General features: G+C 60.5%; 24 protein-coding genes. 13 read left to right on the forward strand and 11 right to left on the reverse strand.

What is annotated here, in order from left to right; genetic code table 11:
* Positions 1-134 precede the first annotated feature (134 nt).
* Both SPHFLASMR4Y_RS02950 and ligA read left to right on the forward strand, forming a co-directional pair.
* Entirely contained in the window at positions 135-545 is a 411-nt protein-coding gene (locus SPHFLASMR4Y_RS02950; RefSeq protein WP_313906758.1) for an endonuclease domain-containing protein, read from the forward strand.
* 214 nt (positions 546-759) lie between these two features.
* On the forward strand, positions 760-3012 hold the full coding sequence (ligA, locus tag SPHFLASMR4Y_RS02955; protein ID WP_260807135.1) for an NAD-dependent DNA ligase LigA: 2253 nt from the start codon (positions 760-762) through the stop codon (positions 3010-3012).
* Positions 3013-3187: 175 nt separating this feature from the next.
* Here the strand turns inward: ligA and SPHFLASMR4Y_RS02960 are convergent, their stop codons facing one another.
* Positions 3188-4042 carry a sterol desaturase family protein gene (locus SPHFLASMR4Y_RS02960; protein WP_089132232.1) on the reverse strand — a complete coding sequence of 285 codons (855 nt, stop codon included), beginning with the start codon at positions 4040-4042 and terminating at the stop codon, positions 3188-3190.
* A gap of 90 nt (positions 4043-4132) precedes the next feature.
* On the opposite strand from SPHFLASMR4Y_RS02960, the gene SPHFLASMR4Y_RS02965 reads away from it, so the two are divergent.
* A complete protein-coding gene (locus SPHFLASMR4Y_RS02965; RefSeq protein ID WP_089132233.1) occupies positions 4133-4789 on the forward strand; it encodes a Crp/Fnr family transcriptional regulator in 657 nt (218 codons plus the stop codon).
* Positions 4790-4964: 175 nt separating this feature from the next.
* Here the strand turns inward: SPHFLASMR4Y_RS02965 and SPHFLASMR4Y_RS02970 are convergent, their stop codons facing one another.
* The gene (locus SPHFLASMR4Y_RS02970) at positions 4965-5639 is read right to left on the reverse strand and encodes a TIGR02117 family protein (protein WP_186266033.1); all 675 of its coding nucleotides are present in this window, start codon (positions 5637-5639) and stop codon (positions 4965-4967) included.
* Between the two features lie 41 nt (positions 5640-5680).
* Here SPHFLASMR4Y_RS02970 and phhA point away from each other — a divergent pair, with 41 nt between their 5' ends.
* On the forward strand, positions 5681-6583 hold the full coding sequence (gene phhA, locus SPHFLASMR4Y_RS02975; protein WP_089132235.1) for a phenylalanine 4-monooxygenase: 903 nt from the start codon (positions 5681-5683) through the stop codon (positions 6581-6583).
* Between the two features lie 89 nt (positions 6584-6672).
* Here phhA and SPHFLASMR4Y_RS02980 read toward each other — a convergent pair whose 3' ends face one another.
* Entirely contained in the window at positions 6673-7656 is a 984-nt protein-coding gene (locus SPHFLASMR4Y_RS02980) for a 50S ribosomal protein L11 methyltransferase (RefSeq protein ID WP_089132236.1), read from the reverse strand.
* Between the two features lie 42 nt (positions 7657-7698).
* Entirely contained in the window at positions 7699-9579 is a 1881-nt protein-coding gene (locus tag SPHFLASMR4Y_RS02985) for an ABC-F family ATP-binding cassette domain-containing protein (RefSeq protein ID WP_089132237.1), read from the reverse strand.
* 216 nt (positions 9580-9795) lie between these two features.
* Between SPHFLASMR4Y_RS02985 and SPHFLASMR4Y_RS02990 the strand changes: the two genes are divergently transcribed.
* Positions 9796-11088, forward strand: coding sequence for an MgtC/SapB family protein (locus SPHFLASMR4Y_RS02990; RefSeq protein WP_089132238.1), 1293 nt, complete (start codon positions 9796-9798; stop codon positions 11086-11088).
* 13 nt (positions 11089-11101) lie between these two features.
* On the opposite strand, the gene SPHFLASMR4Y_RS02995 is transcribed toward SPHFLASMR4Y_RS02990, so the two are convergent.
* On the reverse strand, positions 11102-11785 hold the full coding sequence (locus SPHFLASMR4Y_RS02995) for a spermidine synthase (RefSeq protein ID WP_089132239.1): 684 nt from the start codon (positions 11783-11785) through the stop codon (positions 11102-11104).
* On the reverse strand, positions 11782-12495 hold the full coding sequence (locus tag SPHFLASMR4Y_RS03000; RefSeq protein ID WP_089132240.1) for an SDR family NAD(P)-dependent oxidoreductase: 714 nt from the start codon (positions 12493-12495) through the stop codon (positions 11782-11784). Before SPHFLASMR4Y_RS03000 ends, SPHFLASMR4Y_RS02995 begins: the two co-directional genes overlap by 4 nt.
* A gap of 201 nt (positions 12496-12696) precedes the next feature.
* On the opposite strand from SPHFLASMR4Y_RS03000, the gene sdhC reads away from it, so the two are divergent.
* The 4 genes from sdhC to SPHFLASMR4Y_RS03020 all read left to right on the forward strand — a co-directional run bounded on the left by sdhC (position 12697) and on the right by SPHFLASMR4Y_RS03020 (position 16169).
* A complete protein-coding gene (gene sdhC / locus SPHFLASMR4Y_RS03005; RefSeq protein ID WP_089132241.1) occupies positions 12697-13110 on the forward strand; it encodes a succinate dehydrogenase, cytochrome b556 subunit in 414 nt (137 codons plus the stop codon).
* 15 nt (positions 13111-13125) lie between these two features.
* Entirely contained in the window at positions 13126-13515 is a 390-nt protein-coding gene (gene sdhD / locus SPHFLASMR4Y_RS03010) for a succinate dehydrogenase, hydrophobic membrane anchor protein (protein ID WP_089132242.1), read from the forward strand.
* A complete protein-coding gene (gene sdhA, locus SPHFLASMR4Y_RS03015) occupies positions 13515-15332 on the forward strand; it encodes a succinate dehydrogenase flavoprotein subunit (RefSeq protein ID WP_089132243.1) in 1818 nt (605 codons plus the stop codon). Before sdhD ends, sdhA begins: the two co-directional genes overlap by 1 nt.
* A 216-nt stretch (positions 15333-15548) precedes the next feature.
* Entirely contained in the window at positions 15549-16169 is a 621-nt protein-coding gene (locus SPHFLASMR4Y_RS03020) for a LysE family translocator (protein WP_089132244.1), read from the forward strand.
* Here SPHFLASMR4Y_RS03020 and SPHFLASMR4Y_RS03025 read toward each other — a convergent pair.
* The 3 genes from SPHFLASMR4Y_RS03025 to SPHFLASMR4Y_RS03035 are packed head-to-tail and all read right to left on the reverse strand — an operon-like array spanning position 16166 to position 18373.
* On the reverse strand, positions 16166-16678 hold the full coding sequence (locus tag SPHFLASMR4Y_RS03025) for a hypothetical protein (RefSeq protein ID WP_089132245.1): 513 nt from the start codon (positions 16676-16678) through the stop codon (positions 16166-16168). The genes SPHFLASMR4Y_RS03020 and SPHFLASMR4Y_RS03025 overlap by 4 nt on opposite strands.
* 32 nt (positions 16679-16710) lie before the next feature.
* Positions 16711-17202 carry a hypothetical protein gene (locus SPHFLASMR4Y_RS03030; RefSeq protein WP_089132246.1) on the reverse strand — a complete coding sequence of 164 codons (492 nt, stop codon included), beginning with the start codon at positions 17200-17202 and terminating at the stop codon, positions 16711-16713.
* 22 nt (positions 17203-17224) lie between these two features.
* Positions 17225-18373, reverse strand: a complete 1149-nt coding sequence (locus tag SPHFLASMR4Y_RS03035; RefSeq protein WP_089132247.1) for an alpha-hydroxy acid oxidase — start codon at positions 18371-18373, stop codon at positions 17225-17227.
* A gap of 129 nt (positions 18374-18502) precedes the next feature.
* On the opposite strand from SPHFLASMR4Y_RS03035, the gene creD reads away from it, so the two are divergent.
* Positions 18503-19915: a cell envelope integrity protein CreD gene (gene creD / locus SPHFLASMR4Y_RS03040; RefSeq protein ID WP_089132248.1), complete on the forward strand. Its 1413-nt coding sequence runs from the start codon at positions 18503-18505 to the stop codon at positions 19913-19915.
* A 41-nt stretch (positions 19916-19956) separates the two neighbouring features.
* Here the strand turns inward: creD and SPHFLASMR4Y_RS03045 are convergent, their stop codons facing one another.
* Entirely contained in the window at positions 19957-20865 is a 909-nt protein-coding gene (locus SPHFLASMR4Y_RS03045; protein ID WP_089132249.1) for a neutral zinc metallopeptidase, read from the reverse strand.
* A 125-nt stretch (positions 20866-20990) separates the two neighbouring features.
* Here SPHFLASMR4Y_RS03045 and SPHFLASMR4Y_RS03050 point away from each other — a divergent pair, with 125 nt between their 5' ends.
* The 3 genes from SPHFLASMR4Y_RS03050 to SPHFLASMR4Y_RS03060 all read left to right on the forward strand — a co-directional run bounded on the left by SPHFLASMR4Y_RS03050 (position 20991) and on the right by SPHFLASMR4Y_RS03060 (position 23583).
* The gene (locus SPHFLASMR4Y_RS03050) at positions 20991-21776 is read left to right on the forward strand and encodes a 3-hydroxybutyrate dehydrogenase (protein ID WP_089132250.1); all 786 of its coding nucleotides are present in this window, start codon (positions 20991-20993) and stop codon (positions 21774-21776) included.
* Between the two features lie 109 nt (positions 21777-21885).
* The gene (locus SPHFLASMR4Y_RS03055; RefSeq protein WP_089132251.1) at positions 21886-23214 is read left to right on the forward strand and encodes an amidohydrolase; all 1329 of its coding nucleotides are present in this window, start codon (positions 21886-21888) and stop codon (positions 23212-23214) included.
* Positions 23215-23583, forward strand: coding sequence for a hypothetical protein (locus SPHFLASMR4Y_RS03060; RefSeq protein ID WP_089132252.1), 369 nt, complete (start codon positions 23215-23217; stop codon positions 23581-23583).
* A 47-nt stretch (positions 23584-23630) separates the two neighbouring features.
* On the opposite strand, the gene SPHFLASMR4Y_RS03065 is transcribed toward SPHFLASMR4Y_RS03060, so the two are convergent.
* A complete protein-coding gene (locus tag SPHFLASMR4Y_RS03065) occupies positions 23631-24053 on the reverse strand; it encodes a hypothetical protein (RefSeq protein WP_089132253.1) in 423 nt (140 codons plus the stop codon).
* Positions 24054-24170 lie beyond the last annotated feature (117 nt).

A 24170-nucleotide genomic window follows, 5' to 3' on the forward strand; every position in this document is an offset into this window, starting at 1 on the left:
GGTGGCGGTGCGTCAGCATCGCTCGCGTAGCGAATTCAGATGGTGCCGACCGGAAGGCATCGCAAAACAGGGGGACGGCTCTTTGCCGAGAGAAACCACCCCAACCCCTCCTTTAAAAAGGAGGGGCTAAGAGAGTGACGGACCGGGCCACTCTTCTCGCTCGTGCTAGGGAGATGCGGCGCAATCCTACCGAGCCGGAAAAGCGTTTGTGGCGGCATCTGTCGGCTTCGCAGTTGGCTGGGCATAAGTTTCGCCGGCAAGCGGTGATTGACTATTATATCGCTGATTTTTTCTGTCCGCTTAAAAAGCTGATTGTTGAGGTGGATGGTGATACGCATGATATCGATTCTGACTTCAAACGCGATGATCGATTGCGGAAAAAGGGATATCGGACGGTGCGTTTTAGTAACTTAGATGTGATGGGGAATATGGACGGGGTTTTGCTGGCTTTGGTGGAGGTATTGGACGGGACTCCTGATCGGTGGGCTGGGCGTCGGGCCGGCACCACCCCAAACCCCTCCTCTGAAGAGGAGGGGCTTCAGTGAGCTTGAGCCTTGTCTATGCTGGTAGCGATCAAAAGGTCCCGTTTGAGCCCCTCCTTTTTAAAGGAGGGGTTGGGGTGGTTCGGTGCCGCTTGGGGCTGCGCGCGCGATGTGCACACATCGCCACCACCCCAACCCCTCCTCTGAAGAGGAGGGGCTTATTGTGAGCGCTACTCCGCCTGAAAACCTCTCCGAAGCCGATGCCGCCAACGAACTGATGCGCCTGGCGCGGAAGATTGCGAAGCATAACAAGCTTTACCATGCCGAAGATTCACCGGAGATTTCCGACGCGGATTATGACGCGCTGGTGCGGCGGAATAACGAACTGGAGGAGGCCTTTCCGCATCTGGTGCGCGACGACAGCCCGAACAAGCTGGTCGGGGCGGCGGTGGCGGCTTCGCCCTTGTCGAAGGTCAAGCACGAACAAAGGATGATGAGCCTCGATAACGGCTTTTCCGACGAGGATATCGCCGAATGGCTGGCGCGGGTGCGGCGGTTTTTGAATCTCGACGAGGGCGCGCCGGTGGCGGTGACGGCGGAGGACAAGATTGACGGGCTGTCCTGTTCGCTGCGCTACGAGAAGGGCGAGCTGGTGCTGGCGGCGACGCGCGGTGACGGGCAGGTGGGCGAGGATGTGACCGCCAATGTGCGGATGATTGCGGATATTCCGGAGCGGCTTGCCGTTCTTGCTGAGCCTGTCGAAGCACGGCGTCCGGACGAGAAAGGCCCTTCGACAGGCTCAGGGCGAACGGTTTCTCACACTGTCCCCGACCTGTTCGAAATCCGTGGCGAAGTCTACATGGCCAAGGCCGATTTTGCCGGGCTGAACGAGCGTCTTATGGACGAGGGCAGGGCCGATGCGGAAGCCAAGGGCGTTGATTTTGATCCAGAGAAAATCCGCCAGTTCGCCAATCCGCGTAATGCTGCCGCTGGATCGCTGCGGCAGAAAGACGCGAATATTACGGCGAAGAGGCCGCTGAAATTCTGGGCCCATGGCTGGGGCGTGCACAGCGAACTGCCGGGCGATACGGCGTTTGACGTCATGCAGGCGATCGAAAGCTGGGGCGTGCCAGTTTCGCCCTTGGTCCGGCGCTTTGAAGCGCTCGACGAGATGCTCGCCCATTATCGCCATATCGAGGCCGAGCGGGCGGACATGCCTTATGATATCGACGGCGTGGTCTACAAGGTCGACCGGCTCGACTGGCAGCAGCGGCTCGGCTTTGTCGCCAAGGCGCCGCGTTGGGCCATTGCGCATAAATTCCCGGCGGAACAAGCGCAGACGACGCTTGAGTCGATCGATATCCAGGTCGGGCGCACCGGCAAGCTGACGCCGGTCGGGCGGCTGAAACCGGTGACGGTGGGCGGCGTGGTGGTGTCCAATGTGACGCTGCACAATCGCGACGAAGTCGAACGGCTCGGCGTGCGGCCCGGCGACCGGGTGGTGATCCAGCGGGCCGGGGACGTGATCCCGCAGGTGGTCGACAATCTCACCCGCGACGAAGCGCGCGAACCCTATCATTTCCCTGACCATTGCCCCGAATGCGGCAGCGAAGCGGTGGCCGAGGAAGGCGAAGTCGATGTCCGCTGTACCGGCGGCCTGATCTGCCCGGCCCAGCGGTTCCAGCGGCTGGTCCATTTTGTCTCGCGGGTGGCGCTGGATATCGATGGGCTGGGCGAGAAAAGTATCGCCGAATTTATCGAAGCAGGCTGGCTGGAAAGCCCCGCCGATATTTTTCGGCTGCACGAGCATCGCGCGGAAATATTGGCGCGCGAAGGCTGGCAGGACAAGTCTGTGGATAATTTGTTGGCGGCTGTGGAAAAGAAGCGGCAGCCGGACGCGGCGCGGCTGCTGTTCGGGCTGGGAATCCGCCATATTGGAACTGTGACGGCAAAGGATTTGCTGAAGAACTTCAGGACCTTGCCGCGTTTGCGAGAGATTGCGGAGATTGCGCAAGGGTCGGAAAAATACCGTTCGTCTCGAGCGCAGTCGAGAGACGGGGATGCTGGGCAGGGTGTCTCGACTTCGCTCGACACGAACGGGGAAGGTGGGCCCGCTTTGACGGGAACCGAAGCCGGTGATGCGGCCTGGGCGGAAATCACCTCGATCGACGGCGTCGGCCCGACGGTGGCGCAAGCGCTCGCCGATTTCTTCCACGAACCGCACAATTGCGCCGTCTGGGAGGATCTGCTGAGCGAGGTCTCACCGCCCGACTATATCGTCGAAACCCGCGACAGCGCGGTCGCCGGCAAGACGGTTGTCTTCACCGGCAAGCTGGAAACGATGAGCCGCGACGAAGCCAAGGCGCAGGCAGAGACTCTGGGCGCCAAGGCGTCCGGCTCGGTGAGCGCGAAAACCGATCTGGTGGTCGCCGGACCGGGGGCGGGGTCGAAAGCGAAGAAGGCGACTGAACTGGGTATTGAGGTGATCGACGAAGCGGCTTGGGCCGAGATTGTTAAGGCAGCGGGGTAGCGGATGACGTCACCGTTCGTACTGAGCCTGTCGAAGCACCTGTGTGTCACCAAGTCCTTCGACAGGCTCAGGACGAACGGATCTCTTGGTCGCCCAAAATGGTTCCATTCGATGAGAAGTCCGGCGGCCGCTTGCACTTCATGCAAACGACCGCCGCCCCTCTCTCCCAAGCTTTCTATGCCTTGGCGCTCGCTTCGATTGTTGCGAGCTCTTTTACGCCGTGGCCGCCTTCCTTATTTTCTGGAAAGATCGGCCAGGCGAGTTGCTGACCTAAAGTGGCTGGTGCGAGATTTTCCACGCCATAGCTATCGGGATAGCGGCGGGTGATATGGGCGGTGCCGAACAGCACATCCCAGAAGAATAGCAAATTTCCGAAATTGCCCTTGTAGTGGGTCACGCCGTCGCTCTTGTGGCGGCCGTGATGGGCGTGGTGGGTGGCCGGGGTCGAGATCGTGCGTTCGACGACCCACATCAGCGGCGACAGCCATTTGATCTGGTAGAGCTTTGCGTCCCAGGCGACATCGCTGTGCGCGCCGACGATCACCGCCATCTTGACGATGATATAGCCGACATAGACCCAGCCCAACCCGAGATAGATCAGCGCGCCGGAAAACCAGATGCTCGGCATGGTCAGATAATAGAAGATATTGTTCCGGTAGACGAGCCGCACGCTCATGTAGCGCGCATTATGGTGCGAGCGGTGCAGATTGTAGAGAAAGGGCACGCTGTGCGACAGGCGGTGCCAGAAATATTGCATCATGTCGTCGAAGACCAGGAAAAGGGCGATGGCGGCGATTAGCGGAATGTTCGCCAGCGCGCCCTGCCATTGTGGAGCCACGCTGCCGAGAATCAGCTGGGCGGCGAGGATGATGCCGGGCTGGGTGATGACCAGCAGCACAAACGAGCCGATAATCTCGACCAGCGCGTCGTCGCGAGTCTGTTCAGGTTTGCTGAACAATTGTGTGCGGGAAAATTCCAGCAGGCCGAAGACGAGGAATATTCCGGTGATCGCCAGTAGCTCAGGACGCATGATGTCTCTCCCAGAGGATTGCTTGCAGATCTTCGCTAGCCGATGTAATTGATCAGAAATGCAAACAGGTTATCATTTGCGATATTGCCGATGAACGCGCCCGCACCAATCGCCGGAACCGGTTTTGTGAAAGCGCTCCCCGAGGCGATCCGCAGCGATTTGCTCGCGCGGGGGCAGGTGCGTAATTTTGCCAGGGGCCAGATCATCCAGCAGCGCGGCGACGAGGCAAAGGAATTCTGGTTCATCGAAACGGGATCCGTGCAGGTCGGGCGCTATGGCATGGATGGCCGGTTGACTTTGTTTGCGCTGATTGGCGCGGGTGATACATTTGGCGAACTGGCCTTCCTAGGCGAATTTCCGCGGACGGTGGATGCGATCGCCGGCAGCGATTGCCGGCTGATCCGGATCGGGCAGAGCGAGTTGCAGAGCCTGATGGACTCCGATCCGGCGGTGATCGGGCTGCTGCTCAAGACGATGGCGCTGACGGTGCAGGAATCGTTCGATCTGATCGAGTTCAGTCGCAACCTGTCGGTGCCGCAAAGGTTGGCGCAGGCGTTGCTGCAGCTATCGGGTGATCGGCCGCAGGTGAGGGTGACGCAGCAGGATCTGGCCGATCTGGTCGGCGTGTCGCGGGTGTCGCTGGGCAAAGCCGTGGCGAAACTGGAACAGGCGGGGATGATCGAGCCGGGCTATGGTTCTGTCACGATCAGGGACCGGGCGGGGTTGCAGGATATGGGGGGACGCTAGGGCCTGCCTTTCGTTCCGCAGTGTCGATCAGACGCGAGCCGTGGTTCGACAGGCTCACCACGAACGGCCTCCATTGTACCACCCATCGCAAGGTCTCCCCCACCCGTTCGTCCTGAGCTTGTCGAAGGACCGGTTATGGCGATTGCGGTCGTTCAACGGGGGCGGCGCTGCATCTTCACTCCAAGCTTTCAGGAAACCAGCGCATCACGCCGCCCTGGAATGGCGTCCAGCGTCCGGTGCGAATGCCGGCCTGTTGCAGGATGTCGCTGGTCCAGTTGTTGCAGCTGTACAAGGCGCTGTAATAGCCATGTGCCTCATAGAAAAGATCATCCTCGCCATAGCCGGGCGACGGTTGCGAGCGATAATGATTGTCCAGATCAAACCGGGCTTCGATCGCTGTTGCGATCTTCCGATATCCGGCCGCGCTGACCTTCAGGGGGCGGCGATAATAGGGATAAGCCTGTGGATATTTCAGGTGATGGACGTGGACAAGTACATCGTCGCTGCCAAAGACAGCGCTGATCGCGTCGCGTGCGTGCAGGTCGCTCCATTCGCGGGTATTGCGATAAACCCCCGCATGGCCCCAGCCGACCAGGATATGGCTGCCATAATATGACGGGTCGGCAAGATGTTCGGGACGGACCAGCGGTGTCCAGTCGTGGACCTCGTTCCAGATCGGCATGACGATACCGCTGTGCAGGCCGTTGGTCTCGATGAACAGTTCGATTCCATCCGCGGGGCTTTGCCAGTGCTGGTTGGCGGGAAGCAGGCTGCCGGCGAGCGCCGCGAGCAGATAGAGGGCTATTACCGCAAGCAGGGCCTGGACGCCGCGTTTCAACCAAATGAGCACCGTAGTTGCCATTGAAACCTTTTCTGCTGTAAGATGCCGTCATGCTCGACAGTCCCGAAACCGAAACCGCCAAAACCCATGTCTATGACAAGCCGCCAGCGCACGCAAATGCGGACTGGACGATCGATCAGGACTGGAAAAGCTATTCGGCCGAAGATCACGAGACCTGGGACATATTGTTCGCGCGCCAGCAGAAAATGCTGCCGGGCCGGGCGGCGCAGGCGTTTCTCGACGGCATTGACATATTGAAGCTGTCCCAACCCGGCATTCCCGATTTTGAGGAGCTCAACCGGATATTGATGGCCGCCACCGGCTGGCAGGTCGTGGCGGTTCCCGGTCTGGTGCCCGACGAGGTGTTTTTCGACCATCTCGCCAATAGGCGTTTCGTGTCCGGCAATTTCATCCGACGGCGGGATCAGCTCGACTATCTGCAGGAACCGGATATTTTTCACGATGTCTTCGGTCATGTACCGATGCTCGCCGACCAGCGTTTCGGCGATTATATGGCGGCTTATGGGCGCGGCGGGCTGCGGGCGCTGAAATATGGCACGCTGAAACAGCTCGCGCGGCTGTATTGGTATACCGTGGAATTCGGTTTGATCCAGGAAGCCGAGGGCTTGCGCATCTATGGCGCGGGCATCGTTTCCAGCTATGGCGAGAGCGTTTTTGCGCTTGATGATCCGAGTCCCAACCGGATCATGTTCGACCTGGAACGGGTGCTGCGCACTGAATACAGGATCGACGATTACCAGCAGAATTATTTCGTCATCCCGAGCCTCGACGAGCTGCTGCGGGTGACGGTGGAGACCGATTTCAAGCCGCTCTATGACAGGATTGCCGAGCTTCCGGATATCAGGATTGCCGAGATTGTCGAAGGCGATGTGGTGCTGACCGAAGGCACGCAGGCCTATGCGCAGTCGCAGGGCGAAGCTACGGTTGTCTGATCGGGATGTGCTCCGCACGTGATGCGAAGCTCCTGGTCTACGAGCGGCAGTGCTTGCCGGCAAAGCTCCGCATCAGGTGCGGAGCATGTCTAGCATTCCCCGAAATAATCCGATGCCAGTGGTGACTTTTTGCGGTGCGGCTTGCGGGTCCAGCCGTATTTTCTCGCCTTGACCAGAGTCAGGCAGGGCCATTCATTGTCCAGCCGGGAATGTTTCAGGCGAAAGCCCTCCCGGACATAGGCGCGGACGACTTCGGCTTTTTGCCGGCTGAGCAGGCCGGCGAGCAGCAGGACGGTCCCGGCACCGGAGGCGGAAGCGATTTGCGGGGCGAGGGCGACCAGCGGGCCGGCGAGAATATTGGCGATGACCAGGTCGAACGGTGTGCGCTGCCTGAGCGCGGGATGATCGAGGCCGTTGCTCTGGACCAGGCGGATCTGGCTGCGGCCCTTGCCCTGCGGGATATTGTTCAACCGGGCATTGGTGCCGGTGACGTCCACAGCGACCGGGTCGATATCGCTGGCAATGATTTTCGCATCGCGCCAGAGATGGTGCGCGGCAAAGGCGAGCAGGCCGGTGCCGGTGCCGACATCGGCGATATTGCGAAAGCGGTGGCCGGTGCGCCGCAGCCGATCGAGACTTTGCAGGCAGCCCATCGTCGTTTCATGATGGCCGGTGCCAAAGGCGCGGCCGGCGTCTATGCAGATATTGGTCAGTTTCGGATCGTCGGATGGCCGGTCGCTCGACGTGTGAACATGGAACCGCCCGGCGCGCAAAGGTTCAAGCCCCTGCTGGCTGAGCGTCACCCAGTCCTCGTCGCCGAGCAGAGTGACAATCGGCTGAATCCCGTCCTGTTCCGCCGAAGCTGACAGGTGCAGAAGATTGGTCAGCATTTCAGAATCCGGCTTTTCCTCGCAATAGACGTCGATCATCCATTCGTCGGGACGCTTGGGATCGGTTTCGCTGGCGACGATCGTGGGCGTCGAATCGCTGGAGGAGATGAACAGATTGTCCGCTGCCAGCGCCCGGGCCTCGGCGCGGGTACAGGGGATCGAGACTTTCCAGGTCTGGCTCAACGGACGACACCGTCAGAGCTGTGCCGGTCAGAGATCTGCCGGTCAGGCATGGGCATTTTCCTGTTCGAGCCTGTCGCTGGCTTCCATCCACCGGGTTTCGGCCGCATCGAGCTTGTCCTGATTGTCGGCGCGCAGTTTCATCAACTCGGTCATCGACAGATCGGCATGTTGTGCTGCCGCGCTTTCCGGGTCGAACATTGCGCGGTCGATTGCGGAGATTTCTTCGGCCAGACGCTTCATTTCCTTGTCGGCGGCAGTGATCGTCTTGCGCAATTCGGTTTGCTGCTTGCGCCGTTCGGCGGCCGCGCGCCGTTCTTCCTTGCGGTTGCCGCCGCTGGCCTTGCCACCCGCCGATGCCGGCTGGTTCTTGCCGAGGACGAAATCGGTATAATCCTTGAGCGATCCGGCAAATTCCTTGGCCTTGCCGCTGTCGACCATGACCAGCCGGTCGGCGGTGAGTTCGAGCATGTGGCGGTCATGGCTGACCAGGATGACGGCGCCGCTATATTCGTTGAGCGCGTGCACGAGAGCTTCGCGGGCGTCGACGTCGAGATGGTTTGTCGGTTCATCGAGAATCAGCAGATGCGGCGCATCGCGGGTGATCATCGCCAGCGCCAGCCGCGCCCGTTCGCCACCGGACAGCTTGCCGACCTTGATCGTCGCCTTGTCGCCGGAAAAGCCGAAGCGCCCCAGCTGGGCGCGTACGGCCCCCGGTTTCGCGTCCTTCATCAGCCGGGTCATATGTTCGAGCGGCGTGTCTGACGTGTCCAGTTCCTCGACCTGATATTGGGTGAAATAGCCGACCGTCAGCTTGCCGGATTTGTTGATCGCGCCCTTTTTGGGTTCGAGCTGGCTGGCCAGCAGCCGCGCGAGCGTAGTCTTGCCATTGCCGTTGCGTCCGAGCAGCGCGGTCCGGTCGTCGGGATCGAGCCGCATGTTGAGACCGGACAGGATGATATTGTCGCCATAGCCGACGGCGGCATCGTCCAGCGTGATCAGCGGCGGCTTCAGTTCCGCCGGGCTGGGGAAATGGAAGCTGAGCGAGGGATCGTCGATCGCGGCGGCAATCGGTTCCATCCGGGCAAGCGCCTTGACCCGGCTCTGCGCCTGTTTCGCGCTATGTGCCTTGGCGCCCCAGCGGGAGACGAAGGATTCGAGCTTCTCGCGTTGAGCGATCTGTTTCTCGCGCGCCGAGGCCTGTTGCGCCTGCCGCTCGGCCCGCTGCTTTTCAAACGCGTCATAGCCGCCCGGATAGAGGGTGGTGGTGCCGTGCTGCAGATGCAGGATATGATCGACCACATTGTTGAGCAGGTCGCGTTCGTGGCTGATCACCAGGATTGTTGCCTGATAGCTGGTCAGGAAATTCTCCAGCCACATGGTCGCTTCGAGATCGAGATGGTTCGACGGCTCGTCGAGCAGCAGCAGTTCGGGTTGCGAGAAGAGCAGGGCGGCCAGAGCCACGCGCATCCGCCAGCCGCCGGAGAAACTGTCCATCGGCTGCTGTTGCGCCGCTTCGTCAAAGCCGAGCCCGATCAGGATTTTGGCCGCGCGCGCCGGAGCGCTATGCGCGTCGATCATGTTCAGCCGCTCGTGAATTTCGCCGATCCGGTGCGGGTCGGTCGCGGTTTCGGATTCTTCCAGCAGTGCGGCGCGCTCGGTATCCGCGGCGAGCACGGTATCGAGCGGGCTGTCCTGTCCGGCGGGCGCTTCCTGGGCAATATAGCCCATGCGCGCGTCCTTGGGCATATCCACGCTGCCGTCATCGGGCTCGAGCATGCCGGCGATCACCTTCATAAGCGTCGATTTGCCGGCGCCATTGCGGCCGATCATGCCGACGCGGGCGCCGGGAGGCAGCGAAGCGGTCGCGCCGTCGAGGATCACGGTGCCGCCGAGGCGCACGGTTATATTGCTGAAATTAAGCATGGAGAGCCGTTAGCCGAGCTTGCGGGCTTTTGCCAGCGCCGTAAGAGAGGAAAAATCGACGGGGCGCATATTGGTCTGTTATTGGTCTGTCCGGTTCGCTGCCGGTTCGGCTTAACACTACGGGTTATTACGCATGGGCAATCGCCAGACCGTCCACCACTGTGCCGACATGATCATGACACGGTCCGGATTGCACGACGGGGCATCATATTGGCCATGCTGACGGAATTTTCCGGCGAGTGGCTGGTCTATCGCGATCTTGCGATCGCGCTGGCGGCGGGCCTGCTGATCGGCGTCGAGCGCGGATGGACGATGCGCGACGAGGAAGAAGGCTCGCGGGTTGCGGGAATTCGTACTTTCGGTCTGATCGCCGGGCTGGGCGGGCTGGTCGCCCTGATCGCGCAGAGCCTCAGTCTGGTCATCTCCGCCATATTGCTGACCGGAGTGGTCACCATGTTGTCGATCAGCCATTTCAGGACCATCCACGAACCGGACGGGCGCAGTATCACCAATTTCGTGGTCTCGCTGCTCACGCTCTGCCTAGGCCTGGTGGCGGGGAGCGGCTTTCCGGCGCTGGCCATGGCCGGGGCCGCGATTGTCACCGGCTTGCTGTCGCTAAGGTCGGAACTGCACGGGCTTATGCGCAGGCTGGGGCCGACAGACATCAAGGTGATGATCCGCTTCGCCCTGATCGCATTGGCCGTTCTCCCGTTTCTGCCGGAGCGAGACTTCGGTCCCTACGACGCGTTCAACCTGCAGCAATTGTGGTTCGTCGTGATACTGGTGACGGGTCTCTCTTTCGCCGGCTATGTCGCCAACCGCCTGTTCGGCGCACAACACGGGACGGTGGTCACGGCGGTCATCGGAGGCGCTTATAGTTCCACCGCGGTGACGGCTTCGCTGGCCCAGAGGTTGCGCGGCGAAGACAGCAACGGGCGGACCCTGTCGGCGGGCATCGCGCTGGCCTCGTCGGTGATGTACGTCCGGGTATTGCTGCTGACCTTCATTCTCGCGCGTTTTGCCTTTGTGCCGTTGGCGATGATCCTCACTCCGGCCGCGCTGGTGGCGGCCGTCATTGGTTTGCTGTTGTTGCGGCGAAGCGGGGCAGCCAGAACGGACGAGAGCGTGGAAACACGCAATCCGGTCCGCTTGCTGCCTGCCTTCTTCTTTGCCCTGACGGTTGCGGCAATGTCCCTGGCGGCGCGCTGGGCGGAAACGGAATTCGGAACCAGTGGAATTGCCTATCTGGTTCTGATCATGGGATCCTTTGACGTCGACGCGGCAATCATCACGCTGGGCGCGCTGCCGGCGGACACCATCATGCCGAAACTTGCGGGGTTCGTGCTGGCGATGACGGTCCTGGCCAATATGCTGTTCAAGGCCGCGGTCGCGGGCGTCACCGCTGGCTGGAAAAGCGGCAGGTCGGCGGTTGCGGCCTTGCTGGCGAGCAGCATCGTTCTGGCGGGGGCGGGACTGTGGAGTTTTTTGGTGTTTGATATCCGGTTCTGAGCGGTGCTGATCGCTATGAGCCTTTCTTCCCCAGCCAGATCGTATGTTTGGCGCCTTTGCCATTGGCGCGGGCGGCAACGGTTTTAACATCGACGGCGAAACCGGACTTGTGCAGGCGAGCGGTGAATTTTGAATCGCCCTCGCTTGACCAGACCGCCAATATTCCTTTGGAACGCAGCGCCTTCATTGCCGTTGCAAGTCCGGCCATGCTGTAGAGCCGGTCATTGGCTTCGTGGGTCAGGCCATCCGGGCCGTTGTCGACGTCGAGCAATATTGCGTCATATTCCCGGTCTGCCTTGGCTATGACATCGCACACGTCGCCCAGCGTGATGCTCACGCGGCTGTCGTCGAGGCAATTTTGCGACAGGTCCGCCATCGGCCCTCGCGCCCATTTGACGATGGCCGGGATCAGCTCGGCGACTTCGATATACGCCTGTGGCGGCAGCACCGAGAGGGCCGCGCGCAGGGTGAAGCCCATGCCGTAGCCGCCGATCAGCAGGCGCGGGTTTTTGACAGCCAGCCGTTCGCAGGCGAGGGTGGCGAGTGCTTCTTCCGACCCGCTGAGCCGGCTGTTCATCAGCTCGATCCGCCCGAGCATGATCGAATATTCGTCCGCGCCTTTCAGTTCCCGACGGAACAGGCGGAGTTCATCGCCGCCGGGGATGGGAGCGGTGTCCAGATGTTCGCGGGCGATCATCGGACAAAGCTCGCGCCGTTGGCGTCGAGCACGGCGCCGGTCATGCTCGGAGGGGCATCGAGCGCGCAATAGCGCGCGATCGAGGCGATCTCTGCCGGCTGGGCGACCCGGCCAAGCGGGATGTCGGCGAGCAATTTATCACCGCCGCGGCTTTCCAGATAATCTTCCGCCATGCCGGTCATGGTGAAGCCGGGGCAGATGGCAAAGGCCAGAATCCCGTTCCGGGCATAAGCTCTGGCGATGGTCTTGGTCATCGCCACCATACCGCCCTTGGAAGCGGCATAATGCCAGTGGTCGGGGCTGTCGCCGCGATAGGCGGCGCGGCTCGCGATATTGACGATCCGGCCCGGTTCGTCGTGCTGCTGAAAATGCAGGACGGCCAGGCGACAGAGTTCGGCGGACGCGGTCAGGTTGATGGTCATCGTCCGGTCCCAGCTTTCCAGCCAGTCGTCGGCGGCGAGCGGGTTGGGCTGGAACAGGCCGGCATTGTTGACCAGCACGTCGATGCGGCCGTCGAGCCGCTCGAGCGCCTGTTGCCATAACAGGCCGGCGGCGCCGTCCCGCGTGAAGTCGGCTGCCAACAGGTCGTCATCCCCCGCCGTGCTCTGGCCGACGACCGAAACATTGTCCTGCACAAGTGATTCGACGATGGCCTTGCCGATGCCGCGGCTGGCCCCGGTTACCAATATATGTGTTTTGCTGTTGCTCATGCCGGACGGATTAGAACGACAGGGCGCCCGCGTCCATCGATGATGCGAATTTCAGGCTTTGCAATCGGATCGCAGGATTTTGCACTAATAAATTGTCTAAATCATGCGCATCCGGTTTGCATGATACGCGCTTTTCGCTAAGGGATTGGTTCGATTTCAAAGACTCCGGCATCATCCGGAGATATTGTTCAGGGGAATATAATGTCCGGCGTATCAGGTTCAGCATCGAACAGACCGCTTTCACCGCATCTGCAGGTTTATAAATGGGGGCCGCATATGCTGGTGTCCATTCTTCACAGGGCCACCGGCGACGCTATGGCGCTCGTGGGCGTGCCGCTTTTGGTCTGGTGGCTTTATGCCATTGCTGCCGGGCCGGAAAGCTATGACTATTTTCTCAGCTGGTTCCACTGGGGCTATGCCGGTTACATCATTCTCGTCGGCATGAGCTTTGCCTTTTTCGAGCATATGTATAGCGGACTGCGCCACTTCGTGCTCGATGCGGGTGCCGGCTATGAACTGCAAGCCAACAAAATGTGGTCGATTGCCGTGCCTCTGGCAGCGATTCTCACCACCGGCGCGATGTGGCTCTACATCGCTTCCAAGAATATTCTTTAGAACAGGAATCGGAACATGGGTTCAGGAACCAATATCGGTCGGGTACGCGGCCTCGGATCAGCGCAGGAAGGCGCACATCACTGGATAGTGCAGCGGGTCACCGCGGCCAGCAATCTGCTGTTGCTGCTCTGGCTGGTCTTTTCGCTCGTCCGGCTGCCGAACTATGAACATGGCCTGATGGTCGAATGGCTGTCCTCGCCGCTGGTTGCCGTGCCGATGATGCTGATGCTGGTCAGCATCTTCTGGCATCTGCGTCTCGGGCTGCAAGTGCTGATCGAGGATTATATCCCGGATCATGGCGTCAAATTCGGCCTGATCGTACTGCTCAACTTTTTCGCCATCGGCGGCGCGGCCCTGGGAATTTTCTCGGTCGCGAAAATAGCCTTTACCGGAGTGGCCGCATAATGACTGATACTTCCACCCAGCCTGCTTACAAGATCATCGATCACACTTATGACACCGTGGTTGTCGGTGCCGGCGGATCCGGCCTTCGCGCAACCATGGGCGCGGCGGAATCCGGCCTGAAAACGGCCTGCATCACCAAGGTCTTCCCGACCCGCTCGCACACGGTTGCGGCGCAGGGCGGGATTGCCGCATCGCTGGGCAATAACACGCCCGATCACTGGCAGTGGCATATGTATGACACGGTCAAGGGCTCCGACTGGCTCGGTGACCAGGACGCGATCGAATATCTGGTGCGCGAAGCACCGCAGGCGGTCTACGAACTGGAACATGCCGGCGTGCCATTCTCGCGCAACGAGGACGGCACCATCTACCAGCGCCCGTTCGGCGGTCATATGCAGAATATGGGCGAGGGGCCTCCGGTCCAGCGTACCTGCGCTGCTGCCGACCGTACCGGCCATGCCATGTTGCACGCGCTCTATCAGCAGAGCCTGAAATATGACGCGGATTTCTTCATCGAATATTTCGCTATCGATCTGATCATGGAAGACGGCGAATGCCGGGGTGTGATCGCGATCTGTATGGAAGACGGATCGATCCACCGTTTCCGCAGCCATGCTGTGGTGCTGGCCACCGGTGGTTCCGGCCGATGCTATTTCAGCGCCACGTCAGCCCATACCTGCACCGGTGACGGTGGTGGCATGGTGCTGCGCGCGGGTCTGCCCCTGCAGGACATGGAGTTTGTCCAGTTCCACCCGACCGGAATTTACGGCGCGGGCGTGCTGATTACCGAAGGCGCGCGTGGCGAGGGCGGTTATCTGACCAACAGCGAGGGCGAGCGGTTCATGGAACGCTATGCACCGAGCGCCAAGGATCTGGCCAGCCGCGACGTGGTTTCGCGCTGCATGGCCACCGAAATTCGTGAAGGCCGCGGTGTCGGGCCGGAGAAGGATCATATCTATCTCCATCTCGACCATATCGCGCCCGAAGTGCTGGCCGAACGGCTGCCGGGTATCACCGAAACCGGCAAGATCTTTGCCGGCGTCGATCTGACCCGCGAAGCCTTGCCGGTGGTGCCGACGGTCCATTACAACATGGGCGGCATTCCCTGTAACTATCATGGCGAAGTTATCAATCCGACTGCGGATGATCCGGACGCGATTGTCGAGGGTCTCTATGCCGTCGGCGAAGCGGCCTGTGTGTCCGTGCACGGCGCGAACCGTCTCGGCTCCAACTCGCTGATCGATCTGGTGGTCTTTGGCCGCGCGACCGGTCTGCGTCTGAAGGAAAAGCTGACCCCCAATGCGTCGCACAAGCCGCTGCCCAAGGATAGCGCCGACCTGGCGCTGCAGCGTCTCGACCATTTCCGCAATGCCAAGGGATCGATCCCGACCGCTGACCTGCGTCTCGAAATGCAGAAAACCATGCAGGCGCACGCCGCCGTGTTCCGCGACAACAAGCTGCTCGAAGAGGGCGTTGCCGCGATGGACCAGGTCAATGCCAAGCTTGCCGATGTCGGCGTGACCGACCGGTCGCTGATCTGGAACACCGATCTGATCGAGACGCTCGAGCTCGACAATCTGATGAGCCAGGCCATGGTCACGATCAAGGCCGCCGCCAACCGCAAGGAAAGCCGCGGCGCGCATATGCACGAGGATTATGAAGACCGGAACGACAAGGAATGGATGAAGCACACCGTCATCACCTTCGAAGGCTGGGGCGGCAAGGGTGGCAAGAGCGAAATCAGCTATCGCCCCGTGCATGATTACACGCTGACCGACGAAGCAACCTATGTGAAGCCGAAGAAGCGGGTTTATTGATCCCCGGGACTAGTTTGAAAAATTACCGTTGACTGGCGTGGTCCCGGCGCAGGCCGGGACTGATAACGGTTGCGTGTGAGGGAACGGCTGTTTCCTCATCGCACCATTGGTTTGGCTGCCAGTCTGCGCTGGCATGACAGGCCGGAACTTTTAAACATTGCCGCTAAAATCTTCAGTGACTTCCACCCGCCTGGTAATGACGATAGAAGCAATCCGATGCTCGCGCCCATGCTTCCTTCCTTTCTCCTTGTCGCCCTGCTGGTTGAACTGACGCCCGGTCCGAACATGGGCTGGCTGGCGTTGCTGAGTGCCAGCGAGGGCAGGCGGGCCGGCTTTGCGGCGACGGCGGGTATCGGGCTGGGGCTGGCGATGGTCGCGGCTGCTTCGGCTTTCGGGCTGGCGCAACTGGCGCAACAGTCCCCCTTGCTGTTCAATCTGTTGCGTTATGCGGGCGCGGGCTTTCTGTTGTGGCTGGCGTGGGAGGCCTGGGCGGGAGTGCGGGACGTGTCGCCGTCCGCGATCCACAAGGACGGGACCGCTGCCAGACATTTCCGTCGCGGGCTGATCATCAATCTGCTCAATCCGAAGGCCGCGCTATTCTTTATTGCGGTGCTGCCGGTATATATTGTCCCCGAGGGTTCGGTAAGGCTGCAGACGGCACAACTGTCGATCGCCTATGTCACAATTGCCACGCTGATCCATCTGGGCATCGTGACGCTCGCCGGTCGCGCGCATGGCTGGCTCAGCAGCGGTCCCTATGCCGGGCTGATACGGCGCGGATTTGCAATTTTTCTGGCTGCCATCGCCCTGTGGTTCTTTGTCGACACATTCCGCTAGGAGGCCAGGGACGGCGGCATGCATCCCTTGCTGACTGCCATGCCCTTGAGGAAACTGCGACGGGCAAAGCCTGCCGACAGGGCGCGCTGGTAGCGTTCACGCGCGGCATTGGCGCCGGTGACCTCACGAACCACGCCGCGGAAGGGAATGAAACCGCCCAATATTCCGCCGGCAACACGGCTGACACTGCGTTCGCGCTTTTCCGCGCGGGTGATCCGCGGATCCTCGTTGATATCCGGGCCCAGCATCGGGCGAAGACTGGCGATTTCGGTGGTGATGGCGCGACAACCGCTGATCCCGGTCAGGTCATAAGGGGCCTTCTGGATTTCCAGCAGACGCGGCGGTATTTCGTCTTTCTTCAAGTTCACGTCCTTGGCCGGCTGCGTCACCGCGTCCTCGACATGATTGACCATCGGACGCTCGACATTGGGCGATGCCGCCTGCAATGGCTGGGCCGCCAGCGGCAGCGCCGCTAGTCCGAAGATGATAATATATCTGGCTGGCGCCATGATATGTCTCCCTTGTTGCCCCCAAGGTTGATTTACGGTCGTGCGGGTGCCTTGCATCCGCGTTGCAGGCCGACGCCTTTCAGAAAACCGCGCCGGACCGTACCGGCATAGATGGCCTTGTTGTAGCGGCGGCGCTCGGCATTGGCACCGGTTACCTCGCCGATTATCCCGCCGAACGGGATGATCGACCCGATTGCGCTGCCGGCGACCCGGGCAGCGGTTTCCTCGCGTTTCTTGGCGAGGCTCTTGTCGACCTCTTCATTAACGTCGGGTCCCAGGACGGCATTGAGTTCGCGTACCTCGGTGATGATCGCCGCGCAGCGGCGCAATCCTCTGAGCGAATAGGGATCATCCTGTATGTCGAGCAGTTTTTGCGGGACCTCTTTGCCGTCAAACGGTTCGGTGACCTTGTTGCCTGCTTGTTCCAGCGTCGAATCCTGCTTCGCGCCTTCCTGCGCCAGCAGGGCCGTCCCCGGGACGGTAAAAGCCAGCATCAGTCCGGCAAATTTGCTCAAATTGTTCATTTCAATCCCCTGACCGCGCCGGTTATCGAAATCTCAGATTGCCGCGGTTCAACTGATCAACCGCTGTGACGCCCATTAGTTTCATGTCGCGTTCAATTTCATTCTGCAGCAAATGGAGGATTCGCTCAACCCCCGCCTGTCCGGCGGCAGCGAGGGCATAGAGATAGAGCCTTCCGCCCGAGCAGGCCTTGGCCCCGACGCTGAGCGCTTTCAGCACATGGCTGCCGCGGGTGATGCCGCCATCGCAGATCACATCCAGCTTGTCGCCGACGGCATCGCAAATCTCGGCCAATTGATCAAAGGGCGCACGACTGCCGTCGAGCTGCCGTCCGCCATGATTGGATACCATGATCGCGGTGGCACCGATATCCACCGCGCGCTTCGCGTCAGCGACCGACATGATGCCCTTCAGACAGAATTCACCGCCCCAGTCCTTCGCGATTTCCTCGGCCATTTTCCAGTCGAGCGACTGGTCGAGCATATTGGTGAAATAGTCGGCCACCGAGTTGGGCACGCTGGTGCCTTCCGAGACATGGTCCTTCAGATTGGACAGCTCGAACTTCTCGCGGAACATATAGTTCAGGCCCCAGGCCGGTTTCGCGGCATAGCTCCAGAAGCTGGTCGGGGTGATCCGGGGCGGACTGGTGAAACCCGAGCGCAGGCAGCGCTCGCGATTGCCACCGACAATCGTGTCGACGGTCAGGGTCAGCGCATCGAATTTTGCCGCCTTGCAGCGCTCGACCATCGACCGGTTGAGATCCTTGTCCTTGTGGACATAGAGCTGGAACATTTTCGGCGTGCTGATGCTTGCGCCGATTTCCTCGATGCTCACCGTACCGAGCGAGGATATTCCGAAATAGGTGCCGAATTTCTCTGCTGCGCGCGCGACCGCCCGTTCGCCCTGCCAGTGGAACAGTCGCTGCAGGGCGGTGGGGGACAGGAATAGCGGCATCGCCAGCTTCTGGCCCATGACGGTCGTGCTCATATCGATATTCTCGACACCAGCAAGCACATTGGGCACGAGATCGCAGCGCTCGTAGGCTTGCGTGTTGCGCCGCCGCGTCACTTCGTCGTCTGCCGCGCCGTCGATATAGTCAAATATCGGAAAGGGCAGGCGTTTTTTGGCGAGCGCACGGAAGTCATTCACATTGTGGCAATCCGAAATATTCATAACGGCCTTTCGATTGGGCGCGCGTGCGCCTCTGCTTGTCGCAGATTGAAACATGGTCTGGGCTGGAGTTTAGACGAACGCGCGCGTCCCGCAACCAACCTTTGTTACCATGGAAGAGGGAGACACAAGATGCAAGAAACAGGCGGCGCGAGCAGTCGCGAGAGGGCGGAGCGATCTCCCGGGCGAAAATTTCTGATGGTTCTCATGATGGGATTTTTGCTGACGATTCCGTTGTTCGCGACATGGCTGCTTGTGTACGACCGGCAGAGCCAGAGCGAGACCGCTCAGCAATCGATCGTATCGGGCTGGGGTGGGGAGCAGGTATTTGCCGGGCCGAAGCTGGTCCTGCCCTACAAGACCAAGGTGCAGGAAACGGTCGAGCAGAATGGCAAGAGCGTGACGCGAACCAACGAAGTCACCGCTGAACTGTATCTGGCACCTGAAACTGTCACTCTGGACAGCGGCCTGAAGACCCAGACCAAGAAGCGGGCGATCTATGAAGTTGTCGTATACGACAGCAATATCGCAGGCGCCGCCAGTTTCCGACTGCCCGACGATTTCGAGCGCAACGGTATATTGAAATCGGACATCGACTTTGCCCGCGCCGAGCTGCGCTTTGGATTGTCCGACGCGCGCGGTCTGGCCGGTGACAATAAAGTCACCGTTAATGGCGAGCCGCTGACGCTCAAACCGGGCCGGGGACTAGGCGAGACCGGCAACAGCGGATTCTTTGCCTGGGTCGATGCCAGTAGCCTGCTGGACGGCAACCTCGACGCGGATTTTACCGTGCGTTTCAAGGGCAACCAGAGCCTGACCGTCGCGCCGCACGCCGGCCTTACCGAATGGACGGTCCGGTCCCAATGGCCCCATCCGAGCTTTACCGGCGGCTTTCTCCCTGAAACGGAAGAAACCAAAGTCACGGCTGATGGCTTTGAAGCAAAATATGCCATAACAAATCTTGCTCTGGGAAGCTCGCTGGTTTCCCTGCAGGCCGGACAGCCAGTGTCTCCCGATGTCGTGTTGCGGGCGGATCTTTACGATTCCCCCGGCAGCGCGGCAGCGAGCGCAACGGTGAATCTGATCCAGCCGGTCGATCTCTATGGTCAGGTCGACCGGGCAGCCAAATATGGCTTTCTGATCATCGGCTTCACCTTTGTCGCCTTTCTTCTGTTCGATCTGATCGGTGGCGTGCGGATATCCTCTGTGCAATATATTCTGATCGGGGCGGCGCTGGTGCTGTTCTTCGTGCTGCTGCTGGCCTTTGCCGAAATCATCGGCTTCGCCTTGGCTTTTGTCGCAGCCTCGGCGGCCACGATTGGATTGATTACCGCCTATTCGGCTTCGGTCCTGGCAAGCTGGCGCAAGGCAGGGCTGGTCGGCGGATTGCTCGCGGGTCTATATGGTGCGATCTACATCCTGCTCAGCTTGCAGGCTTATTCGCTACTGATCGGATCTTTGCTGATATTCGCCGCTCTGGCCGGGGTGATGTTCGTTACCCGGCGGCTCGACTGGTCGGGCAGTCTGGGCCGGGCGAAGGCATAAGTCAAAAACGGGCTCCGGCTTCGCGCCGGAGCCCCTGTTGCCTAGACAGCGCCGCGTGCAAAAGTGTCGCAGGCGGACGGATCGCCGGTCTGCATGCCCTTGCGTAGCCACGCCATGCGTTGGGCGGAAGAGCCGTGGGTGAACATGCTTTCGACCGGTTGTTGGCCAGCGCCGCGCATCAGCGTATCATCACCGATAGCATGGGCCGCATTCAAACCTTCCTCGACATCGCCGGCTTCCATCCGGTCGGCATTCTGCGCCGCCCATACACCGGCATAGCAATCCGCCTGTAACTCCATCCGCACTTGCAGGGCGTTGCCTTCCGCCTTGCTGGCGCTGCGCTGGGCATTGCGTACCTGTTCGGCGACACCGGTCAGGTTCTGGATATGGTGACCGACTTCATGCGCGATCACATAGGCCTGGGCGAAATCGCCCTTCGCGCCCATGCGCGTGGACATTTCGCGGAAGAAGCTGGTGTCGAGATAGACGCCCTGATCCGCCGGGCAATAAAAAGGCCCCATGGCGGCCTGCGCCGCGCCGCATCCGGACTGGCCTGACTGGTCGTAGAAGGTGAGCGTGGTCGGACGATAGCGCTGCCCTTGCTGACGGAACAGTCTGTCCCAGGTCTGTTCGGTCGAGGCGAGTACCTGGCAGGCGAAAAGCTCTTCCTCCGTGTCGCAGGCCACATTGCCGCCGGTTTTCTCTGACTGGAATCCGCCGGTGTCGGTGTCTCCTGCCAGTTGCAGGCCGCCGCCGCCGAAATACAGGAAGGCAAGCGCGGCGCCTCCGATCAGCAGGATCGTGCCGCAGCCCAGTTTTCGACCCAGCAGCATCGGCAGAAAGCTTAGCAGCAGGCCGAGGCCGCCTCCGCCACCGCCGCCAAAGCTCCGGCCGCCGCCACGGCCCTGATCACGAACATTCTTGCTGGGGTCGAGATCGTCTAAACGCATTACTTGTCTCCTCGTCTGGTTCCAATTCGCCTGATTCCGGAAAAAGCGCAAGTTCCGCCAGATAGTTTTACAAAATCATTGCAGTCCGGTGCGACTGATTTAAGGTCGCGGCAAAGGAGATATCTATGTTTTTGAAGGGCAAGACGGCGCTGATTACGGGGTCAACATCGGGCATCGGTGGCGGCTATGCGAAGGCGCTGGCAGCGGAAGGCGCGGCGGTGATGATCAACGGCTTCGGGGATGCGGAGGAAATTGAAACGCTGCGTCAGGAACTGGAAGAGCTCAGCGGCACCAAGGCCGCCTATAGCAGCGCCGACATGACCAAGCCGGAAGAAATCCGACAGATGTGCAGTGATTGTGCCGAGCAACTGGGGCCGGTCGATATCCTGATCAACAATGCCGGTATCCAGTTTGTCTCGCCGGTCGACGAATTTCCGGAGGAGAAATGGAACGCGGTGATGGACATCATCATGAACAGTGCCTTCCACGCGACCAAGGCAGTGCTGCCGGGAATGAAAGCAAAAGGCTGGGGCCGGATCATCAACACCGGGTCGATGCACAGCAAGGTCGCGAGCCCTTATAAATCGGCCTATAATGCGGCAAAGCACGCGATCGACGGGTTCGGCAAGACGGTTGCTCTGGAAGTCGCGCAGAATGGTATCACCGTGAACACGATTTCGCCGGGCTATACCTGGACGCCGCTGGTCGAGGGACAGATCCCGAATACCATGGAAGTGCGCGGCCTGACCCGCGAACAGGTCATCAATGACGTGCTGCTGGCGCCGCAACCGACCAAGGAATTTGTCCAGATTGACCAGATCGCAGCGCTCGCCATCTTTCTGTGCAAGGACGAGGCGCGGGCGATTACCGGAGCGAATATCTCGATCGACGGGGGCTGGACAGCGCAATGATCCGGTAATGTCCACGTGAGAGCGGGCGAGACGGACGAGCGGGGCATATTGGGGACTGACAAGAGCCCCTGAGCAGATTAGGCTTGATAAGGAAAAACAGGGATTGGGGATGAAGATGCGGAAATTTGCAAAACTGACTTTGATGGCGGCGGCTTCGATACTGGCGACCGTTCCCGCGCATGCAGACAGCCTGAAGGAGGCTATCGCAACGGACATGCCATCGCTGATGGAAATTTATCGCGATCTCCACGCCAATCCTGAACTCAGCGGAGAGGAAGTGCGCACCGCCGCCAAGCTGGCGGCCGAAGCGCGGCGGCTTGGCTTTAAGGTCACCGAAAACGTTGGTGGCACCGGCGTTGTGGCTGTCATGGAAAATGGCGAAGGCCCGACCGTGATGCTGCGGGCCGACATGGATGGGCTGCCGCTGGAGGAAAAAACCGGGCTCCCCTTTGCCTCGAAAGTCCAAGCCAAAACCCGGGAGGGCAACGACACCTATGTCATGCACGCCTGTGGTCATGACACACATATGACCGGCTGGGTCGCGGCCGCCCAGCAACTGGCCGCACGCAAGGACGAATGGTCCGGCACCCTGGTGATGATCCTGCAACCGGCAGAAGAGACGGGCGAGGGCGCCATGGCCATGCTTGAGGATGGCCTCTACACCCGCTTCCCCAAGCCGGATTATGCGCTCGCCTTTCATGATGCAGCGGGCGTTCCTGCGGGATATGTCGGTTATGCGCCCGGTTTCGCGCTGGCCAATGTCGACAGCGTCGATATCAAGGTGATGGGCGTTGGCGGTCACGGCGCCTATCCGCACACGACCAAGGACCCGGTGGTACTGGCCAGCCGGATCGTCGGCTCCCTCCAGACATTGGTGAGCCGCGAAATCGATCCGCAGGACCCCGCCGTTGTTACGGTGGGCAGCTTTCAGGCCGGTTCCAAGCATAACATCATTTCGGATGAGGCCTTGCTGCTGATTACCGTGCGCAGCTATGGCGATGACACGCGGGCCAAGCTGCTCGACGGGATCAAGCGGATTGCACGGGGGGAAGCGATCGCAGCGGGCATGCCCGAGGACCGGATGCCGGTTGTGTCGGTGCGCGAGGCAGAATTCACGCCCGCGACCTACAATAGTCCCGAATTCTCGATGGAAATGGCAAAATTGTTCGAAACGCGCTTTGGCAAGGACCGGGTCGTGCAGGCGAAACCGGTGATGGGCGGCGAGGATTTCAGCCGCTACCGGCGGGCAGATGAAAATATCAAGAGTATGATCTTCTGGGTCGGCGGCGTGCCGATGGATGAATATCAGGCATCGGTGGCCGAAGGCACGAAATTGCCTTCGCTGCACAGTCCCTTCTGGGCGCCTGACGCAGAAACGGTGATTACGACCGGCGCCGAAGCTCTGACCGCAGCGACGTTGCAGATCTTGAAGAAGTAGATGGTCTGGACGTGGTCCGCACCGGGGCTTTTGGCGATGTTCGCCTCTCTGGCCACTGCGCAACCGACTGGCCTGGCTGATTCTTCCTATTTTGCCGGCCGCTGGGCCTTTGTTGACGAACATTGCTCGGCACCGACCAGCTGGACGATGATAGCCGGCGGGAATTTTGTCTCGGAGGACCTGATCGGCACCTGGGCCTGGCAGGATGGCAAGCTGGTTTTAAGCCTCAACGATCTCGCGGTCGACGAGGAGACAGGCGAAACGGGCGGTCGCTTCCGGATGGACGGTCCGGTTGCCATCATCGACCGGAACCGATTTGATTTCACCATCGCGCCCGCTGTCTATCAGATGCAACGCTGCTCCGACTAGCCGGACGTGATTGCGGTAAATTGCCCGATACGGGACGGTGATTGGGGCTAGAAGTCGTCCATGTCCACCGGTGGTGGGCCACCGTTGTTCCGTTCAATGGGATTCTGCTGGCTACCCAGTTCGCCAGGTCGCGGACTGCCTGCCAGCGGGCGGACGCTGCTGCCGGAATACCGGGTTTTTGATGTCAGCTTGTCGGGCTGATATTGCAGACTGGGGTTGGTGTCCTCGTCCCACGGTTCCTGACTCTCGCTACCGGCAATCGTCATCGGTTCTCCGAAGACAAAATTCTCGTCATCACCGTCTTCGCTGTCATCTGCTTCCCAGCTGTCCTCGGGTTCCGGCGGCTCAGCTTGAATTATTGCGGGCGCTTCTTCCACGACCGGCTGCACCTGGGGCGGCTCTTCCGATGGCGTGACGAAATAAATGAGCACCCCGGTGGACGCGACAAGCAGGAGAGATTCTTTGAGCATAACTGGTACCAACGTCTTTCGAATGACCTGAAGGAGATAGCCGGACGCGGTTAACAAACATTTACCCTGCGGGCCTGAGGTCTGCAGCAGATAGCGGTTTGCGCTGAATGTGACTGG

Source organism: Sphingorhabdus sp. SMR4y (genome assembly GCF_002218195.1).
Taxonomy (GTDB): domain Bacteria; phylum Pseudomonadota; class Alphaproteobacteria; order Sphingomonadales; family Sphingomonadaceae; genus Parasphingorhabdus.

Excerpts from the sequence above, each read along its gene's own strand:
- SPHFLASMR4Y_RS02985 (WP_089132237.1), bottom strand. The coding sequence starts at position 9,579 with ATGCTTAATTTCAGCAATATAACCGTGCGCCTCGGCGGCACCGTGATC.
- SPHFLASMR4Y_RS03055 (WP_089132251.1), top strand. The coding sequence starts at position 21,886 with ATGAAGATGCGGAAATTTGCAAAACTGACTTTGATGGCGGCGGCTTCG.
- sdhD (WP_089132242.1), top strand. The coding sequence starts at position 13,126 with ATGGGTTCAGGAACCAATATCGGTCGGGTACGCGGCCTCGGATCAGCG.
- SPHFLASMR4Y_RS03035 (WP_089132247.1), bottom strand. The coding sequence starts at position 18,373 with ATGAATATTTCGGATTGCCACAATGTGAATGACTTCCGTGCGCTCGCC.
- sdhA (WP_089132243.1), top strand. The coding sequence starts at position 13,515 with ATGACTGATACTTCCACCCAGCCTGCTTACAAGATCATCGATCACACT.
- SPHFLASMR4Y_RS02995 (WP_089132239.1), bottom strand. The coding sequence starts at position 11,785 with ATGATCGCCCGCGAACATCTGGACACCGCTCCCATCCCCGGCGGCGAT.
- SPHFLASMR4Y_RS03045 (WP_089132249.1), bottom strand. The coding sequence starts at position 20,865 with ATGCGTTTAGACGATCTCGACCCCAGCAAGAATGTTCGTGATCAGGGC.
- SPHFLASMR4Y_RS02965 (WP_089132233.1), top strand. The coding sequence starts at position 4,133 with ATGAACGCGCCCGCACCAATCGCCGGAACCGGTTTTGTGAAAGCGCTC.
- SPHFLASMR4Y_RS03020 (WP_089132244.1), top strand. The coding sequence starts at position 15,549 with ATGCTCGCGCCCATGCTTCCTTCCTTTCTCCTTGTCGCCCTGCTGGTT.
- SPHFLASMR4Y_RS03060 (WP_089132252.1), top strand. The coding sequence starts at position 23,215 with ATGGTCTGGACGTGGTCCGCACCGGGGCTTTTGGCGATGTTCGCCTCT.
- SPHFLASMR4Y_RS03050 (WP_089132250.1), top strand. The coding sequence starts at position 20,991 with ATGTTTTTGAAGGGCAAGACGGCGCTGATTACGGGGTCAACATCGGGC.
- SPHFLASMR4Y_RS03025 (WP_089132245.1), bottom strand. The coding sequence starts at position 16,678 with ATGGCGCCAGCCAGATATATTATCATCTTCGGACTAGCGGCGCTGCCG.
- SPHFLASMR4Y_RS03065 (WP_089132253.1), bottom strand. The coding sequence starts at position 24,053 with ATGCTCAAAGAATCTCTCCTGCTTGTCGCGTCCACCGGGGTGCTCATT.
- SPHFLASMR4Y_RS03030 (WP_089132246.1), bottom strand. The coding sequence starts at position 17,202 with ATGAACAATTTGAGCAAATTTGCCGGACTGATGCTGGCTTTTACCGTC.
- SPHFLASMR4Y_RS02960 (WP_089132232.1), bottom strand. The coding sequence starts at position 4,042 with ATGCGTCCTGAGCTACTGGCGATCACCGGAATATTCCTCGTCTTCGGC.
- SPHFLASMR4Y_RS03000 (WP_089132240.1), bottom strand. The coding sequence starts at position 12,495 with ATGAGCAACAGCAAAACACATATATTGGTAACCGGGGCCAGCCGCGGC.
- sdhC (WP_089132241.1), top strand. The coding sequence starts at position 12,697 with ATGTCCGGCGTATCAGGTTCAGCATCGAACAGACCGCTTTCACCGCAT.
- phhA (WP_089132235.1), top strand. The coding sequence starts at position 5,681 with ATGCTCGACAGTCCCGAAACCGAAACCGCCAAAACCCATGTCTATGAC.
- SPHFLASMR4Y_RS02990 (WP_089132238.1), top strand. The coding sequence starts at position 9,796 with ATGCTGACGGAATTTTCCGGCGAGTGGCTGGTCTATCGCGATCTTGCG.
- ligA (WP_260807135.1), top strand. The coding sequence starts at position 760 with ATGCGCCTGGCGCGGAAGATTGCGAAGCATAACAAGCTTTACCATGCC.
- creD (WP_089132248.1), top strand. The coding sequence starts at position 18,503 with ATGCAAGAAACAGGCGGCGCGAGCAGTCGCGAGAGGGCGGAGCGATCT.